Source organism: Leptospira dzoumogneensis, assembly GCF_004770895.1.
Taxonomy (GTDB): Bacteria; Spirochaetota; Leptospiria; order Leptospirales; family Leptospiraceae; genus Leptospira_B; species Leptospira_B dzoumogneensis.
This window is the reverse complement of record NZ_RQHS01000024.1, coordinates 1-16395: the sequence shown is the minus strand read 5'-3', so window position 1 is coordinate 16395 and position 16395 is coordinate 1. Positions and strand designations below refer to the sequence as shown.

Here is a 16395-nt window from a genome sequence, read left to right as displayed (position 1 = left end):
GTGATGCAAAGGGCTTTAGTCCGGGCGATACGCCCGGATGAGCGACAGCGAACCCGTAGCAGCACGACTCCCGCGAAGCGGGAGGACCGCCCAAATAAATTACTAAAGAAAATTAAATTTTTCTAATAGTCTTCGTCGGACCAGCCGACATCTTTGAGGAAGTCCTCGTAAGAACCGTCGAAAATCCGGATCGTATCGTTATCAAAAACGATCAACTTGGTTGCGACAGCGCGAAGATGCATTTCATTGTGAGTAACCATGATGAGAGAACCTTCGAACTCGTCGATTGCCTCGATCAATGCGTCGCAAGATTGCATGTCCAAGTGGTTGGTAGGCTCATCCAGAAATAGAAGATGACAAGGAGTCACTAAAATTTTTCCGAGCATCACCCTGCTCTTCTCGCCGCCCGAAAGAACCTTGATCTTTTTCAAGGACATATCGTCCGAGAACATCAATCCACCGGCGATAGTTCTCGCAAGCCATTCGGTGCAAGATTTATCCGCACTCATAATTTCTTCGGTGACAGTCGCGTTCTCATTCAGATTCAATTTATTCGTCTGACCGAAATAACCTTCTTTCAATGCGGGGTGTTTTTGTATTTTTCCGGAACTTGGTTGGAGTTCCCCGGCAAGAAGTTTCAGAAGAGTAGACTTACCCTTACCGTTTTTACCGATGATACAAATACGATCTCTCTTACCAACACTCAGAGAAAAATCGGAAATCAAAAAAGGTTCCTTTCCGGAATAAGAGAAAGAAATATTTTCCGCAGACAACATTTGGCTCGCTGCAAAAGGTGCGGAGTTAAAGTATAATTCCAAACTTTCGATCTCTTCCAGCGCCTTCATCTCACCCTGCTTCTCCAGTTTTTTCACTCTGGACTGAGCACGGCTTGCGAAACTCGCCTTCGCTTTAAAACGTGCGATGAAGATCTCTTCTTGTTTTCTTTTTTTCGCCTCGTTCAAACGGGTCCTTTCGTAAATTTCTTCAGCCTGGTTGATCTGATTATAAAGTTTGTCCGTATCACCTTGGACCTTGATCGCTTTCGTACGATGGATCGCCGCAGTATGAGTCACCACACTATCCATAAAACTTCTATCGTGAGTGACCAGAATGATCTCACCTTCCCACTCACGTAGGAATTCCTCAAGCCAACGAATCGTAACGATATCTAAATAGTTGTTCGGCTCGTCTAACATGAGTAAGTCGGGACCGGAGACCAGAAGTTTCGCCAGATTCATCCGGATCTGATAACCACCCGAAAACTCCTCCGGACTTCTCTCCAGATCCGCTTCCGAAAAACCCAAACCGGACAAAACTTTTTCAACCTGCCAAGTCTCGTATTCTTCACCTTCCGGAAGCCCGAGCGCACATTCTTCCAACACAGTAGGCTTAGTAAATTTCAAGTGCTGCTGCAAATGCCCGATCTTATAACCCTTCGGCACAGTGATAGAACCGGAATCCGGTTCCACATTTCCCAAAATCATCTGGAACAAAGTGGACTTACCGTGACCGTTCCGACCTACGAGACCCAATTTTTCGCCCCGATTCAAACTCAGATTCAGATCATCGAACAACAAGTTAGAAGTATAAGATTTATGAAGATTAGAAATTTTGATCATCTTTAAGTGCGCTCTATATAAACCAAAGTTTTCCAACGGTCCAAGATTTCACCTAAAATTGACTGTAGGAATTCCAACAGGTATAAGGATTAGGGCGTTCCCGCGAGGTAGGAACTCCAACATCGGGAATCTTTTTGTAAACCCTGCGGGTCGGGCTACTCCAGGCTCCGCTATCGCTTCGGCTCTCCCACCAACTTGCAGGGCGATTGTCTTCTCGCTCCTTATAAGTCGCTCAGAAGGGGTGGGGCCGCTTTTGTAAATTTGCCTTCGATCAAACTTAGTGTGCAATTCGAGATCCGAAGGAACCGTTTTTTATAAATATCTAATTTCAGCGGGTTGGCTATGCCAATTATTATTCAAACCATCTGCATACCATACAGGAGCTTCTATTAGTTCGTTTAGATCTGCATTGTCTAAAGTAGAAATGGCAACACTTATGAATGCACCGCCGATCTCTTCGATATATCCTTTTGAGAAAGTTCTGACTCCACAATTTTTGCAAAAATGATGTTTGCTGCTCTTGGTATTAAATTCGTAAAAGCTGAGACTATTTTCTCCATTTAATAAACGAAAAGCTTCCGGCTTAACGATGATGGACCAGTTTCGAACTTTTCTGCAGAAGGAACAGTTACATCTTCCCGTGCCTGCACTCAAATCTAAATCCGCTTCATAACGAACCGCACCACAATGACAACTTCCGGTATATTTTTTAAGGCTCATATATAACTCCCTTACGGATCTTAAATGTAGATCAAAAATCTCGAATCCGCGCACTAATAATATAAAAGATAAATATGACAGAATTTGTCATATTTAGAGATCAAATTAGGAAAAAATTAAAATTTCTTCGATATAAAATCTCTCGGCTTTGATTCGTTTTGGAAGAAAGTGATGATCGAAGGTTTAAATTGTTCTTTATTGGGAGAATATACAAATGGATCCGAAAGATAAAGATAGAAGAGGCTTCCATTAGGTCCTAACTCCGCAGTTTTCCGAGCAGTGTTTACTACTTTTTCGGGCCGCCTATTCAACTTAGCCCGTCCATTTTTTCAGGATTGGGATTGACCGAATATTGTAACAATCGCTACAATGATTCAAAAGATAACTATTCCCAAAAGAGAGCCGGATCAATCTCGAGGAATAGAAATAACAACCCGGACTTATATAATATCTTTTTTATATTCTCTAATGAGCGGTGAAAATCCAAAGGATGGAGAAAGAAAAATCGAAAATCCAAACGATTTTATATTAGGAGAATATTATGGGCCAAGCGACATCTACAAGAGTCCAGCCAAAGATACGTAAGCCGAAATTCCCTTTGGAAGACATCGCAAAGGAAAAAGGTTTCGGAAAAAACATCCCGTTCTTTACTGCATTTCTTTCCAGCTTAAGCGTATTATTTCCGGAAGGAGAACGTTTCTTTATACGTTCAGTCAAAGCGTTCAGCGAAGTTGTCGATCCGGCTCTTAAGAGTGAGATTAAAGCATTCGCAGGACAAGAAGCGGTCCACGGAAACGTTCATGATAAAATGAACGAAAGATTCGTGGAAATCGGTTTGGACTTCCGCAGTCATGAAAAAATGTTCTGCTGGTTATTCTTCGATATATTAGAAAAGAATATTCTAAAACTTTTTCCTGTTTGGGGAAAAAGACTCGCCCTCTCGATCACCGCGGCCGCAGAACATTTCACCGCAACTCTAGGTAGATTTTTACTTTCTCTCCCGGAAAAACGTGTAGCTTGGATCGACCCGATCAGCTGGAAAGTGATCGAATGGCATGCGTTGGAAGAATTAGAACATAAGGCCGTGGCATATGATGTGTACCGTGCCTCCGGCGGTGGATATTTTACTCGGGTACTCGGAATGACTATCGCAGTTCAACTTCTTGGACTTTTAGCGATCGTTGGGACGATCAGAGCCTTATTCTATTTTGGTATTCCGAATCCGAGCCAGATCATTAGAGACATTCGTTTCTTCTTCGGTATTCCGGGCTTTACATGGGCAGTGATCTTTTATATTTTAGAATATTATATTCCCGGTTTCCATCCGAACGATCAAGACGATCACAAACTTCTGGAGAAGTTTGAGAAAGTTATGACGGCTCACGGATATTAAAATGCGCTGTAGGTGTTTCCGCTTGTTGGAACTCCTACAATGAAAATCTTAACTTTAGATCTCGCGGGTCGAGTTAGTCTTGGCTACGCGAGTTTTCCGAGTAAAGGGTGCCGAAGATCCGATCCCAAATCGAAGTATAAAATCCGAAATTATAATCTTCGTTCCGATGATGCATTGCATGAAATGTGCTCGTTGTCAGTGTATTGAATAAATTAGAACGAAGCAATTTGTCCGAAAGAGGTTCCACTCCCAAATGGCCGATCGAGCCGAATACGACGTTCAGTCCGAGATAAATACTCATTCCGGCCCAAGAGAAATCATAAGCACAGATCACCAATAACCATAGTGTTCCAAATCCAAGAGCTTCCAGAGGATTTAGAACAAATAGTGTCAAAGGACGAGGTTTATCGTATCGATGGTGAGTTCTATGAGCGAAAGGATAAATAAATCGGATATGGGCGATCCTATGCAGCAAATACATACCTGCATCCATAACTAAAATAAGGATCAAAATATCGAATAACGCAAAAATCCCTATATCACTCCGAAATTGAATGGAACCTGTTCTCCAAAGCCAAAGACCGAGTAATGTAATAATAGTATTAAGAAGTATAGTAGATATAGCAAACAAGATCTCCGTGACCTCGATCTTCGGAGGGATAGGAACAATGCGCCGATGGGCATAACGTTTAGAAAGCAGATTTCCAATATATATCGAACAAATGAAGATCAGAAGATTTTCGATCAAGAACAATAAAGCGGCCCAAACATAGGAAATTTTTTGAAGGAATAAAACTGCTTCGTTTCCAAAATTATACATAAGTTTTATTGAATTTAAAAATCCACCTTGCATCAAATAGTCGAGAATGTTAAACTATGCCCTATTCCGGAAATTTAAAGTGAAACGTGCATCTATTCTCTTCTATATTTTACTTATATTCTTACAATTGCAATGTGGAATGTACTTTATATACGATTCTTTACAGAAAGATAAGACTGACAAAACGGATCTTAGCCCACTTCTGCTTCTATTAGCTCCCGGATCAATCCCATTGGTAGTAGAACCTGTAAGTTGGATAAATTTTACAAGCTCTTCCGTAAGCTTTCAAACAGGAGCAACCGGCAATTATTCGATCGATATCCAATATCCATATTCCGGTTGCCCTAGTACAGCTTTCAGTCTTGAAGCAATTACTAACGGTGTCTCTTTAAGTTCGGTATCTTGTACTAACCTTTATTTCGACGGTTGTCCGTACACGAATCCCTTAAGTTGCAATGTTTCAGGATCCACAGTTGGCAATGCGAATGTAATCTATAGAATACCATCCTATCAAGACACTGCCCCTTTTCCAGGAATGCGTGTAAACCAAATTGTAGGAGTTGTACAAGTTCAAGTGATACCGTAATAGGTTTGGCGTTCCCGCGATCAGGAACGCCTAAAACCTAAATTCAAACCTTCGAGGTTTTCCAACCACCTTTCCGGAAAAGCCAAAGAGTGAACAATCCGACAGAAGTTTCCGTAATCATACTCGCCCAGAATACTCCAGAGTATCCGTAAGAAAGAACCTTCGCTAAAACATAAGCGAATGGGATTTGGAAGATCCAAAAGAAGACCAGATTGATTAATGTAGGAGTCATAGTATCTCCGGCACCGTTAAAGGCCTGAACACTGACCATCCACCAAGCATATACAAAATAAGAATAAGACACTATCCCTAACCATTCGGAACCGATAGAGATCACTTTTGCATCATCAGTAAAGATAGACACAAGAGATTCTCTGAAAATAAAATAGCATATGGAAACTCCGATCAGAAAGACCATATTCCATACTCCAACAATCCAAACGGACCGTTCCGCACGATCAGGTCTCCCCGCTCCCAAATTCTGACCAACTAAAGTCGCAACAGCATTCGACATTCCCCAAGAAGGCATGAGAGTAAACATCATGATCCGAAGAGCGATCGTTGCTCCTGCTACAGCCTCACTTCCGAATTCGGAAATAATCCTCACAAGAAAGATCCAAGAAGTCATTCCTATAATAGTTTGTCCGATCCCTCCGATAGAAGTACGAACTATATCCGAAATGATTTCCCAATGTATGCTGATTTGGGAACGAAGTACTTGGATATGTTTTCCGCCTTTTAGAAGCAGATAGATCTGCAAAAGAACCCCGACTCCTCTTCCGATATTCGTAGCGATGGCGGCACCTTCAATACCCATGGCAGGAACCGGACCAAAACCGAAAATAAAAATAGGATCCAGGATCATATTAAGACCATTAGAAATCCATAATACTCTCATTGCGATCGCCGCGTCCCCCGCACCTCTAAAAACCGCATTGAGTCCGAATAAAAGAATGATTACTATATTCCCGCCGAAGATCCATTGTGTATAACGAGAACCATGTTCCACGACCCAAGGATCTCCTCCCATGAGCAAAAGAAGATCTTTCGCAAACCAAACTCCGAAGATGGCGAAAGGTAATGAAACGAGAATGGAAAGAAAAACGGATTGGACTGCTGCAATCCCGGCCTGTTCCTTATCTCCTTCTCCGATCCTTCTAGCAATGATCGCGGTCACTGCAGTGGACATTCCGATGGCGAGAGAATAAAGAAGGAACAAATACGTCTCCGTAAGCCCGACCGCGGCAACGGCAGAAGGACCTAAGGCACCCACAAAATAAATGTCAACGACTGCAAATGCAGATTCCATGACCAATTCCAAGACCATCGGAACAGATAGTAAAAAAACGGCCTTACCAAGCGAAATTTGTGTATAATCCGCCTCTGTTCCAGTAAGCGCTTTTCTTAATTCCCTCCAAAGGGAGGTCTTTTCTAATTCTAACTTTGGGTCTTTTTGTATAGCTTCCATCCAAGTACCTTTGCGATCAATGTCTGATCGATCTATTGAGAAAATCAAGGCCGTTTATAGGATCATTTTTAAGGTGGGAAGATTCTATATCTGTTTAAACACCCGTCGGCTGCGGGGTCCGGCGGCATATATTTCGCATCCTTAACGCAGATGCATAAATACTTTACAATTCTTGTATGTAGAAAACATATTCAGAATATGTCGGACTCATTATCCTTTCTTGAAATCGCCGAAAAAGCATTAAACACGATAGGAAAACCAATGAGCGCCTCTGAAATTTGGGCACTCGCAAAAGAACGGAGCTGGAAAACGGACTCAGTTGGAATAACTCCTTGGGCGACAGTCGCTGCACAAATCTATGTAAGTATAAAGAACGATCCTCATACTCCTTTTCGACAAGTTAGTAAAAGACCAACCCGCTTTGCATTAACTCCGTGGGGAGAAGCTGCCGAAAAAGCTGCTTCTGAACTGAACTCTTTTGTACTAGAATCGGAAAACGTACCATTGAAAGAAAGAGAACTACACCCAGCCCTTGCAAAATTTGTATATTCCAATTCTCATTTCAGAGCATACGTTAAAACGATTTATCACGAGGCTTCAATCAAATCAGTTAAGGGAAGAAATCTATGGCTGCATCCAGACTTAGTAGGAGTTCGATTTAATTTTGATGAGTATAAAAAAGAAACGGTCAACTTACAAAAATTAACCGCAAATCCGGATTGTTATCTATTTTCCTTTGAGATGAAAATCAATCTTCATTTCGGGAATTTGCGAGAGGCATTTTTCCAGGCGGTTTCAAATTCCTCCTGGGCCAATGAAGGCTATCTGGTTGCAGCAAATATCCAAGAAGAAATGGATCTTATGGACGAACTAGCAAGATTGAGTAAAGCCTTCGGTATTGGAATCATCCGACTCAATACGAGTAAACCGGAGCAGAGCGAAATTCTTTTTCAATCCAATCCCAAATCGGAATTAGATTTCGATACAATCAATCGATTGGTGGAAGATAATGAGAATTTTAAGGATTTTTTAAGTAATATTGCAGAAGATGTGAAACTTGGGAAGGTAAAGAGCGAATATGATAAAAGGGAGTGAAGATGCTTCTTTATCAGATTCGATCTACTAAGAAAATAAATAAAATCTACTAAAATGAATTGATCTGAATACTAAGTACCTATATAGTATGCATTGATTTAAGCTATGATTTCCGTAAAAGCCAAAATTAATCCAACCTTGTTGACCTGGGCGAGAGAGGAATCCGGCCATACAATCGAAAGTTTGGCTTTAAAAGTAGATGCGAAGCCTGAAAAACTTCTAGATTGGGAGAAAGGAGATTCATTACCTTCTATGAGCCAGGTGAGAAAGCTGGCGGGTTGCTTAAAGCGCCCCCCAGCAATATTTTTTCTCGCCTCTCCACCTCCATCTGAAAGTAAACCTAAAGATTTCAGAAAAAATCGCTCCGATAATCAATTTCTTCCTGATGCTTTATTTATGTTCCGATGGGCCGAATCTCGAAGGGAAACTGCAGCGGAATTGGCAAGTGAATTAGACGTTAAACCTCTTTCTTCCTATCCTTCCGCAACACTTACATCTAATCCGATTTCTCCGATAGTAGATACAATACGCTTTTTAGATTTTGATAGAGAATTTCAGTATAAAAATAGAAAGCCGGAAGAATTTCTAAAATACTGCATAAGCCTCCTTGAATCTAAGGACATTTTAGTTTTCCAGACTGAGAATATTGATCTAAACCAATTCCGTGGGTTTAGTATCCCGACCCTACCATTTCCGGTAATCGCAATTAATTCTGATGATTCTTATCACGGCAGGATCTTTACCCTTTTCCATGAATTAGGTCATATCCTTTTACGTGAAGGGGGAATTTGTGATCTAGAATTTGAAGACAAAACTCCAAAGACTGATACCGACAAGATCGAAATCTGGTGTAATCAATTTTCTGCAAATCTACTCTGCCCTAGCGAGGAAATTTACGGGTTTATTCAAGAAAACTACGACCCAAAAACAAAGATTCAGCTAAAACAAATCGAAGAACTTAGCAAACATTTCATCGTAAGCCGAGAAGTAATCGCGAGAAGAATTTTCCACCTAAGACTCATTAGTGAGAGTGAATATAAAAAATTTAGAAGAGAATTTCAGAAAGATTGGATCAAATACAAAAATGCCCGCAAGGAAAAAAAAGGTGGGGGCGGAGCAAGCACTCATCTATATACCAATTTAAATCGCAATGGTCGAAAATACTCTTCTATAGTTTTATCTGCCTATAATAATAATCTTTTGAATCCTCTCCAAGCAGGTCAATTTCTCAATATACGTACCCAATATTTAAATTCTCTATCCGGAATAGTATTCGGATCTTAAAAAGATGCCAAAAATTCCAAAGTATTGTATAGATACGAGTTCGTATATTACTGCTTGGTGCCATCATTACTCCCCCGCAATTTTTGAAAGCCTTTGGAAGAAGGTCGGAGAAGCTCTAAATCAAGGAATCATTATTTCACCGAGAGAAGTATTAGATGAATTAGAAAGAGGATCAGACGAGCTACTTAAATGGGCAAAACTTCACAAAGCTGCCTTCATCGAATTAGAAGAGAAACCTCAAAAAATTCTTTCAGAGATAATGAAATCCCATCCTAAAATCATCGACCTTAGTATTCCGGAAATCCAGGCCGACCCTTATGTTATCGCATTAGCAAAACATACCGATACGATCATTGTCACAGAAGAAAAATCCGCAGTCGATTCCAAGAAAAAATTAAAAATTCCAGATGTTGCTAAAAATTACAAAGTCAATTGCGTTCCTTTCAGCAAGCTTATTGAAATGGAAGGTTGGAAGTTTTAAAGGTTGAAATATTTCAACCGAACTTTTTTTGAGTCTCGTTCCATTAAGGCGAGACATTATATTAAATAGCTTAAGACTTATTATCTTAATTTCTCAGTTTATTTAAGAGAAATTATCTCCTATCTCATGAATTTGTCCGACATCCAAATATAATTATTAAAAGAAACCTAATAAATGTTATTTTTGGGTTCAATACGTAAGGACGTAATTATATTTGCGAGAGATGTATCGTTCGGTTACTTGTCATAAAATTACCGTTTAGATAGAATAAAAACCATTGCGAACTTGATTCATCCTCCATATATTGGATGCTATTCATGGTAAAAACGAATAACGAGAACTTTTCAGCACTTGCAGCATTTATATGGTCCGTCGCAGATTCCCTCCGAGGAGACTTTAAGCAATCCGAATATGGTCGAGTAATTTTACCGTTGACCGTCTTAAGACGTTTAGAATGCGTCTTAGAACCAACTAGGGAAGCCGTATTAGCAGAAGAAAAGAAGCACAAAAAAATAAAATTACCAATTGCTCCTTTTTTAGAAAAAGCTTCCGGATACAGTTTTTACAATACATCGAACATTACCTTGGATCGATTGGGAACAAATGATACAAAAACTAATCTCGAAAACTACATTGAATCATTCAGCGAAAACGTTCTAGATATTTTCGAAAACTTCAATTTTCAGGATGTTATCGATCGATTACATAAAGCAAACTTGCTTTTTCTCATTTGTACTCAATTTACAAAAATTGACCTGCATCCCAAAAAAGTAGATAACCACCAAATGGGCCTTATCTTCGAGGAACTGATTCGAAGATTCGCAGAATCCAGTAACGAGACTGCAGGAGAACATTTTACTCCTCGTGATATAGTAACTCTAACAACTTCCCTAGTTTTTAATTTTGATAGCGATACTCTTGGAAAACCCGGGGTAATTCGTTCCGTCTACGATCCGACTGCTGGAACCGGAGGATTTTTATCTTCAAGTACCGAATATATCCACAGTATGAACCCGAAAGCGAAGATAGCAAATTTCGGTCAGGAATTAAATCCGGAATCGTACGCTATCTGCAAAGCGGACATGCTTATTAAAGGCCAGGATGTAAAAAATATAAAGTTGGGTAATACGTTAAGTGAAGACCAACATGCAGAAAGCAAATTCGACTATCTATTATCAAATCCTCCGTTTGGAGTAGAGTGGAAGAAAGTCGAAAAGTCAGTCCAAGACGAATATAAGAAAAAAGGTTATAACGGTAGATTTGGCCCAGGATTGCCTCGCGTATCCGATGGGAGTTTATTATTCTTATTACATTTGATCTCTAAAATGGTTAGTCCTAGTAAGGGAGGTTCTAGAATAGGAATTATCCTGAATGGATCCCCTCTCTTTACAGGAGGAGCCGGATCAGGAGAGTCCGAAATACGTAGGCATATTTTAGAGAATGATCTTTTAGAGGCCATCATTGCCTTGCCAACTGATATGTTCTATAATACCGGCATAGCCACGTATATTTGGATATTAAACAATCATAAAGTAAAGGGGCGATTGGGGAAGGTCCAGCTCATCAATGCGAATAACGATGAGTTCTGTGATAAAATGAGAAAATCTCTCGGCTCCAAAAGGAAATACCTAACCGAAGAACATATCAAACGAATCGTAAAAATCTACGGAAACTTTGAAGAATCTAAAGTAAGTAAGATCTTTAAAAATACTCAATTCGGCTATAGAAGGATCACCATAGATCGACCGCTAAAACTAAGTTTCAAACCCCAAGAGGAATCGAAATTATCCAGCTTAAAGGAAGAAGTAGCTTTTGCAAAACTTTCTAAAAAAGAGCAGGACACTATTTTAAATGCTTTGCTCGGATTAAAGGAAGAATATAAAGATAGATCTCAATTTTTAACCGAATTGAATTCCTCTCCCATTCTCCAATCTTCTAAGCTGAAATTATCAAACATACAAGAGAAGATGATTGTAAAGTGCATCGGAGAACAAGATGAAGATGCTCAAATTTGCAAAAACTCGAAAGGAGAGATCGAGTCAAATAGCGAGTTAAGAGATTACGAAAACGTTCCTTTATCTGAATCGATCGAAGAATACTTTCAAAGAGAAGTCCTTCCGCATGTAACTGAAGCTTGGATCGATACAAGCAAGGTAGATGAAAAAGACAAAAAAGTCGGAATCGTTGGATACGAAATCCCCTTCAACCGGCATTTTTATGAATATAAACCACCAAGAGATCTAAAAGAAATCGATGCCGATTTAGACCAAGTAACAAAGGAAATCCTCACTTTATTACAAGAGGTTCATAGCTAATGAAAGCTTATCCTAAGTATAAAGATAGTCGAGTTGAATGGTTAGGCAAGATACCGGAGCATTGGAATATTGAAAAATTTAAATATCTCTTCTCTTTAAGTTCTGAGAAAAATGGTAAGAATCCAAAAGGCGAAATGCTTTCAGTTTCAAGCTATCGAGGTATAGTTATAAAAGAATATGAAAGCCAAAGTCAGCAACGAACATCAGATGAATTGGCTGACTATCGAGTCGTCAAACCGAATCAATTGGTTGTCAATACCATGTGGCTAAATTTCGCGGGGTTAGGTGTATCCAAGTTTCAAGGTTACGTTAGTCCTGCGTATCGTTGTTATTATATATGCAATAATATCTATCGATGGTATGTACACTATCTCCTAAGAAGTTCGAGTTATGTAAGTGGGTACACTAAATATTTGCAGGGAATTCGCCCAAATTCACTACAAATGAAAACTGAAGAATTTCATGGCTTTCCAATTCTAATTCCTCCTCTCGAAGAGCAACAAGCGATCGCAAATTACCTGGACCGAGAAACACAAAAAATAGACCTTTTGATTGCAAAACAAGAAAAGCTGATTGCTTTACTGGAAGAAAAACGCCAAGCGCTTATTGCAAACATCATATCGGATAAAAAAACTAAAAATTTCCAACTTCGGAAAATCACACAACTGAACCAAAGGTTTTTTAATCGAGAAAATAAGACTCTATATCAGCCAATTGGAATGTATAATCGGGCTCGAGGATTCTTTTTAAAGGATAAATTACTTGGTGAAGAATTAGGTGATTCTGAGTTCCAATGGATCAAGAAAAATGATTTTGTAATTAGTGGTCAATTTGCATGGGAAGGGGCCATCAGCTTGGCAGCAAATGAAGAGGCTGAATGTATAGCTTCACATCGATACTATAGTATTTCAGGGCAGCACGGACTCTTGGAGAATTCATATTTATTTGCCTTTTTTTGCACCCCTCGCGGGAACTTTCTTCTAAACGAGAATTCTATTGGAGCGGCAGGCAGAAATCGACCTCTGAATATCAACTCACTTATGCGAGAAGAAATCCCCGTTCCACAATTTAAGCAGCAACTGATGTTAAAGGAATTTGTTGAAAAAGAGCTATACTTAAAAAAGTTTATTTCTAAACCAATCGAACTCCTCAAAGAAAAACGATCCGCACTCATTTCCGCTGCTGTCACCGGCAAAATTGACGTTAGAGAATCCGCATGAAACCACATAACGAAATCGTTTTCGAAACTGATATAGTCCGAGATCTAATATCTTCTCCCGAAACTTTATTCTCTCGTCCATATATAGAAGGGAATCCTGAGAACTTTGACGCCGAATTAGGATTGTATCCGGAAGATCTAATCGCCTATATCAAAACGACTCAATCCGAAGAATACGAAAAGCTCGCCAAAAAACAAGGCTCTGACAAAGCGGATGTCCATTTATTGCGAGAAGTTTCACGGTATATGGATACGAATGGATGCATCCATTCCCTCCGGCGAGGAATCGAATTCGTTGGATCTAAATTCCGACTCGTCCAATTCCAGCCAGATAATCTTTCTAATCAAAAAGCAAAAGACCAATATGATGCGAATATTCTGCGGGTAGTTCGCCAGATCCGTTATTCTCCTTATCACCAAGAGATGCTGACCAAGACAGGCCATGGCAGTGGAATTATAGATCTTGTAATCTTTTTAAATGGCATCCCAGTGGCTAGCTTAGAATTAAAGACTGATTTCACTCAGTCCGTTCATCATGCTATTCAACAGTATAAAAAGGATCGACTTCCTCTAAATCCGGTCACGAGAAAACCGGAACCCCTCTTATCATTTAACAAACGTTGTATCGTTCACTTCGCGGTATCTACGGAAGAAGTCTATATGACTACTAAGTTAGAAGGAGAGAATACCCTCTTTCTACCCTTCAATCGTGGTAATGGTGATGGCGCAGGTAACTCTCCAAATCCGAATGGTTACGCAAGTTCTTACCTTTGGGAAGAAGTTTTAGAAAAGGAAACTTTTCTTCGAATCCTAGGTAGATTTGTCCATCTTCAAAACAAGGATACGGAAGGTAGGAAGCTAAAGCCGGAACAACATACTATTATATTTCCCAGATATCACCAGTTGGACGCAGTGAAAAAATTGATTGCCACTGCGACATCCGAAGGACCTGGGCACCGTTATTTGATCCAACATTCCGCTGGTTCGGGAAAATCTAATAGTATTGCATGGTTGACCCATCAACTGGCTTCTCTCACGGTCCAGAAAGGTGCCAAACAAGGAGAAAGATTATTTCGAAATATAATCGTCATTACAGATAGGACCGTTCTGGATTCCCAATTACAGGATACGATCTACCAATTCGATCATCAAACTGGCGTTGTTAATCGAATAACGAGAGAAGAAGGTTCTGGTTCCAAATCTCAACAATTGACCGAAGCGTTAACCGGTAATTCGCCTATTATTATAGTTACCATCCAAACATTTCCATATATCCTGGAAGCAATTCAAAAAGAAACTTCTCTAAAGAATCATACATTTGCGGTAATAGCGGATGAAGCACATTCCTCACAGACTGGAAAGACGGCCTCAAAGCTTAAAGAAGTTTTGCAAGCAGAATTAAAGGATGAGGAAGAGCTCAGCGCGGAAGATATTCTTCGCATGAGCGTAGAGTCTCGAAAAACCGCCAAGAATATTAGTTATTTTGCATTTACTGCCACTCCTAAGCCGGCTACATTAGAAATTTTCGGAAGACTTAAATTTCCGGATCAGCCTAAATCCAAAGAGAACACGCCGGTAGCGTTCCACGTCTATACTATGCAACAAGCGATCGAAGAGGGATATATTCTAAACGTTCTTAAAAATTATACTACTTACGATGTGGCTTACAAGATTGCAAATCAAAGTCGAGATAAAGAGGTCGATGCTAAAAAAGCCAAGTCCAAAATTAATACTTGGGTTCGATTGCACCCTCACAACATTACGCAAAAAATAGCGATCATCGTCGAACATTATCGCTCTAATATACGACACATGCTGGATGGGGCAGCAAAGGCCATGGTAGTTACTGGTTCTCGAAAAGAGGCAGTTCGATATAAAATTGAATTGGATAAATATCTCAAGGAAAAGAATTATTCGGACATCCATGCTTTAGTTGCATTTTCTGGTGATGTAATAGACGAAGAATATGCCAACTTCGCTCATAAAGCGAATACAAAGGATCCATTTACTGAACGAAATATGAACCCTGACCTAAAGGGAGAGGATATACGGACTGCATTTGACAATGATGCGTTCCAAATTCTACTAGTCGCAAATAAGTTTCTTACAGGATTCGATCAAGCAAAGTTATGCGCGATGTATATTGACAAAACATTATCCGGAGTAGACTGTGTGCAGGCTTTATCCAGATTAAATCGGGTCTATCCGGGCAAAGAGAAAATCACCTTTATCCTCGATTTTGTGAACAAAATAACTGATATTGTAGAAGCATTTTCCCCTTTCTACAAAACCACTTCACTAAGTGACAACTCGGATCCAAATGCAATTTTTGCGATTAAAAACGCTCTACTTGATGCTCGAATTTTTACACTTGAGCAAGTTGAGGAATTTGCAAAGGAATACTTCTCTCAAGCGGAGAATATCAGAAATAAGAAAAAATCAGAGATCACGCAAAAGAAGCTCAACTCGATTATCCAGAATCCTAAGTTAGTTTTTAAAACTCGTTACACCAATGCATTAAATGAAATTCGAAATGCAAATGAAATCATAGAGCAAGCTAAACAATCTAAAAATAATACCTCGATCCAAGATGTTCAAAAGCATCTAAACTCCATGAAGGAAATAAAATCGGAATTGGATAGATTCAAATCTGGAGTGAATAAGTTTATCGATTTGTATGAATTCATGACCAATATTGTAGACTACGATAGTCAAGAATTGGAAAAATTATACGTCTTTCTAAAATTCCTAAAAGAACTATTAAAGATTGAAGACCTCGACGAGGGTATTTCACTTGCAGGACTCGTATTATCACATTTTCGAATTCATAGAAAACAAATCTGGAATCCAAAATTAGATCAGAAGGAGCTTGATCCAGATTCCACAACAATCTCCGCTGGAATGGATAAAAAGAAAGAACTCTTATCTGAAATTATTGATTCAATTAATGAATTATTCGATGGGGACGTATCAGAATCGGATGCTATAGAAAAACTGAATAGTTTCGGACTCTCGCTTGAACCAGAAATTATGAAGAATGAAGAAGTTATGAATCAAATGAAAGCAGGCAATAGCAAAGAACAAATCATGCTAGGAGATTATCCAAAAGCATTAACGCATGCGATAATGAATACATTAACAACCAACAATGATCTTTCCTCAAGATTATTATCAAATAACCTTTTAATGGACAAATTCGCTAGATCTATCTTAGAGGTTTTTATAGAGAATTTAAAACAAACAGGAAATACGTAATTAGAAGTCGGCTTCAAATACTCATCCCTCATCAAACAAAAAAGCCGAAGGCATTCACCCTCAGCTTTTTAAATAACTTCAACAAAAGAATATAACTGCGAGTTGAGTTGTTGCTGATCATCTTGTATGGATGTTCATGC

12 protein-coding genes and 2 pseudogenes are annotated in these 16395 nt (G+C 39.4%); 10 read left to right on the top strand and 4 right to left on the bottom strand.

Going from position 1 to position 16395, the window contains the following annotated elements; translation table 11 throughout:
• Window positions 1–122: 122 nt before the first annotated feature.
• Window positions 123–1619 carry an ABC-F family ATP-binding cassette domain-containing protein gene (locus EHR06_RS18075; protein ID WP_135758421.1) on the bottom strand — a complete coding sequence of 499 codons (1497 nt, stop codon included), beginning with the start codon at window positions 1617–1619 and terminating at the stop codon, window positions 123–125.
• Between the two features lie 312 nt (window positions 1620–1931).
• On the bottom strand, window positions 1932–2339 hold the full coding sequence (locus tag EHR06_RS18070; protein ID WP_135758300.1) for a GFA family protein: 408 nt from the start codon (window positions 2337–2339) through the stop codon (window positions 1932–1934).
• A 541-nt stretch (window positions 2340–2880) separates the two neighbouring features.
• Here EHR06_RS18070 and EHR06_RS18065 point away from each other — a divergent pair.
• On the top strand, window positions 2881–3732 hold the full coding sequence (locus tag EHR06_RS18065) for a metal-dependent hydrolase (RefSeq protein WP_135758299.1): 852 nt from the start codon (window positions 2881–2883) through the stop codon (window positions 3730–3732).
• A 73-nt stretch (window positions 3733–3805) separates the two neighbouring features.
• Here EHR06_RS18065 and EHR06_RS18060 read toward each other — a convergent pair whose 3' ends face one another.
• Window positions 3806–4363, bottom strand: a complete 558-nt coding sequence (locus tag EHR06_RS18060) for a sterol desaturase family protein (protein ID WP_244288655.1) — start codon at window positions 4361–4363, stop codon at window positions 3806–3808.
• 268 nt (window positions 4364–4631) lie between these two features.
• Here EHR06_RS18060 and EHR06_RS18055 point away from each other — a divergent pair, with 268 nt between their 5' ends.
• A complete protein-coding gene (locus EHR06_RS18055; RefSeq protein ID WP_135758297.1) occupies window positions 4632–5138 on the top strand; it encodes a hypothetical protein in 507 nt (168 codons plus the stop codon).
• A gap of 43 nt (window positions 5139–5181) precedes the next feature.
• On the opposite strand, the gene EHR06_RS18050 is transcribed toward EHR06_RS18055, so the two are convergent.
• Window positions 5182–6606: an MATE family efflux transporter gene (locus tag EHR06_RS18050; protein ID WP_135758296.1), complete on the bottom strand. Its 1425-nt coding sequence runs from the start codon at window positions 6604–6606 to the stop codon at window positions 5182–5184.
• A gap of 150 nt (window positions 6607–6756) precedes the next feature.
• On the opposite strand from EHR06_RS18050, the gene EHR06_RS18045 reads away from it, so the two are divergent.
• The 8 genes and pseudogenes from EHR06_RS18045 (at window position 6757) to EHR06_RS19310 (ending at window position 16255) form a co-directional block, all read left to right on the top strand.
• A complete protein-coding gene (locus EHR06_RS18045) occupies window positions 6757–7701 on the top strand; it encodes an HTH domain-containing protein (RefSeq protein ID WP_341867516.1) in 945 nt (314 codons plus the stop codon).
• A gap of 105 nt (window positions 7702–7806) precedes the next feature.
• A complete protein-coding gene (locus EHR06_RS18040; RefSeq protein ID WP_135758294.1) occupies window positions 7807–8985 on the top strand; it encodes an XRE family transcriptional regulator in 1179 nt (392 codons plus the stop codon).
• A 4-nt stretch (window positions 8986–8989) separates the two neighbouring features.
• On the top strand, window positions 8990–9466 hold the full coding sequence (locus tag EHR06_RS18035) for a DUF4411 family protein (RefSeq protein ID WP_135758293.1): 477 nt from the start codon (window positions 8990–8992) through the stop codon (window positions 9464–9466).
• A 308-nt stretch (window positions 9467–9774) separates the two neighbouring features.
• Window positions 9775–10182, top strand: a pseudogene (locus EHR06_RS19320) (type I restriction-modification system subunit M N-terminal domain-containing protein); the annotation flags it as partial.
• A 69-nt stretch (window positions 10183–10251) separates the two neighbouring features.
• A complete protein-coding gene (locus EHR06_RS18030) occupies window positions 10252–11781 on the top strand; it encodes an HsdM family class I SAM-dependent methyltransferase (RefSeq protein ID WP_244288666.1) in 1530 nt (509 codons plus the stop codon).
• Window positions 11781–13001, top strand: a complete 1221-nt coding sequence (locus tag EHR06_RS18025; protein ID WP_135758291.1) for a restriction endonuclease subunit S — start codon at window positions 11781–11783, stop codon at window positions 12999–13001. Before EHR06_RS18030 ends, EHR06_RS18025 begins: the two co-directional genes overlap by 1 nt.
• Window positions 12998–15229 (top strand): annotated as a pseudogene (locus EHR06_RS19315) (type I restriction endonuclease subunit R); the annotation flags it as partial. The gene EHR06_RS18025 and the pseudogene EHR06_RS19315, both read left to right, overlap by 4 nt.
• An 801-nt stretch (window positions 15230–16030) precedes the next feature.
• Window positions 16031–16255 carry a hypothetical protein gene (locus EHR06_RS19310; protein WP_244288665.1) on the top strand — a complete coding sequence of 75 codons (225 nt, stop codon included), beginning with the start codon at window positions 16031–16033 and terminating at the stop codon, window positions 16253–16255.
• Window positions 16256–16395 lie beyond the last annotated feature (140 nt).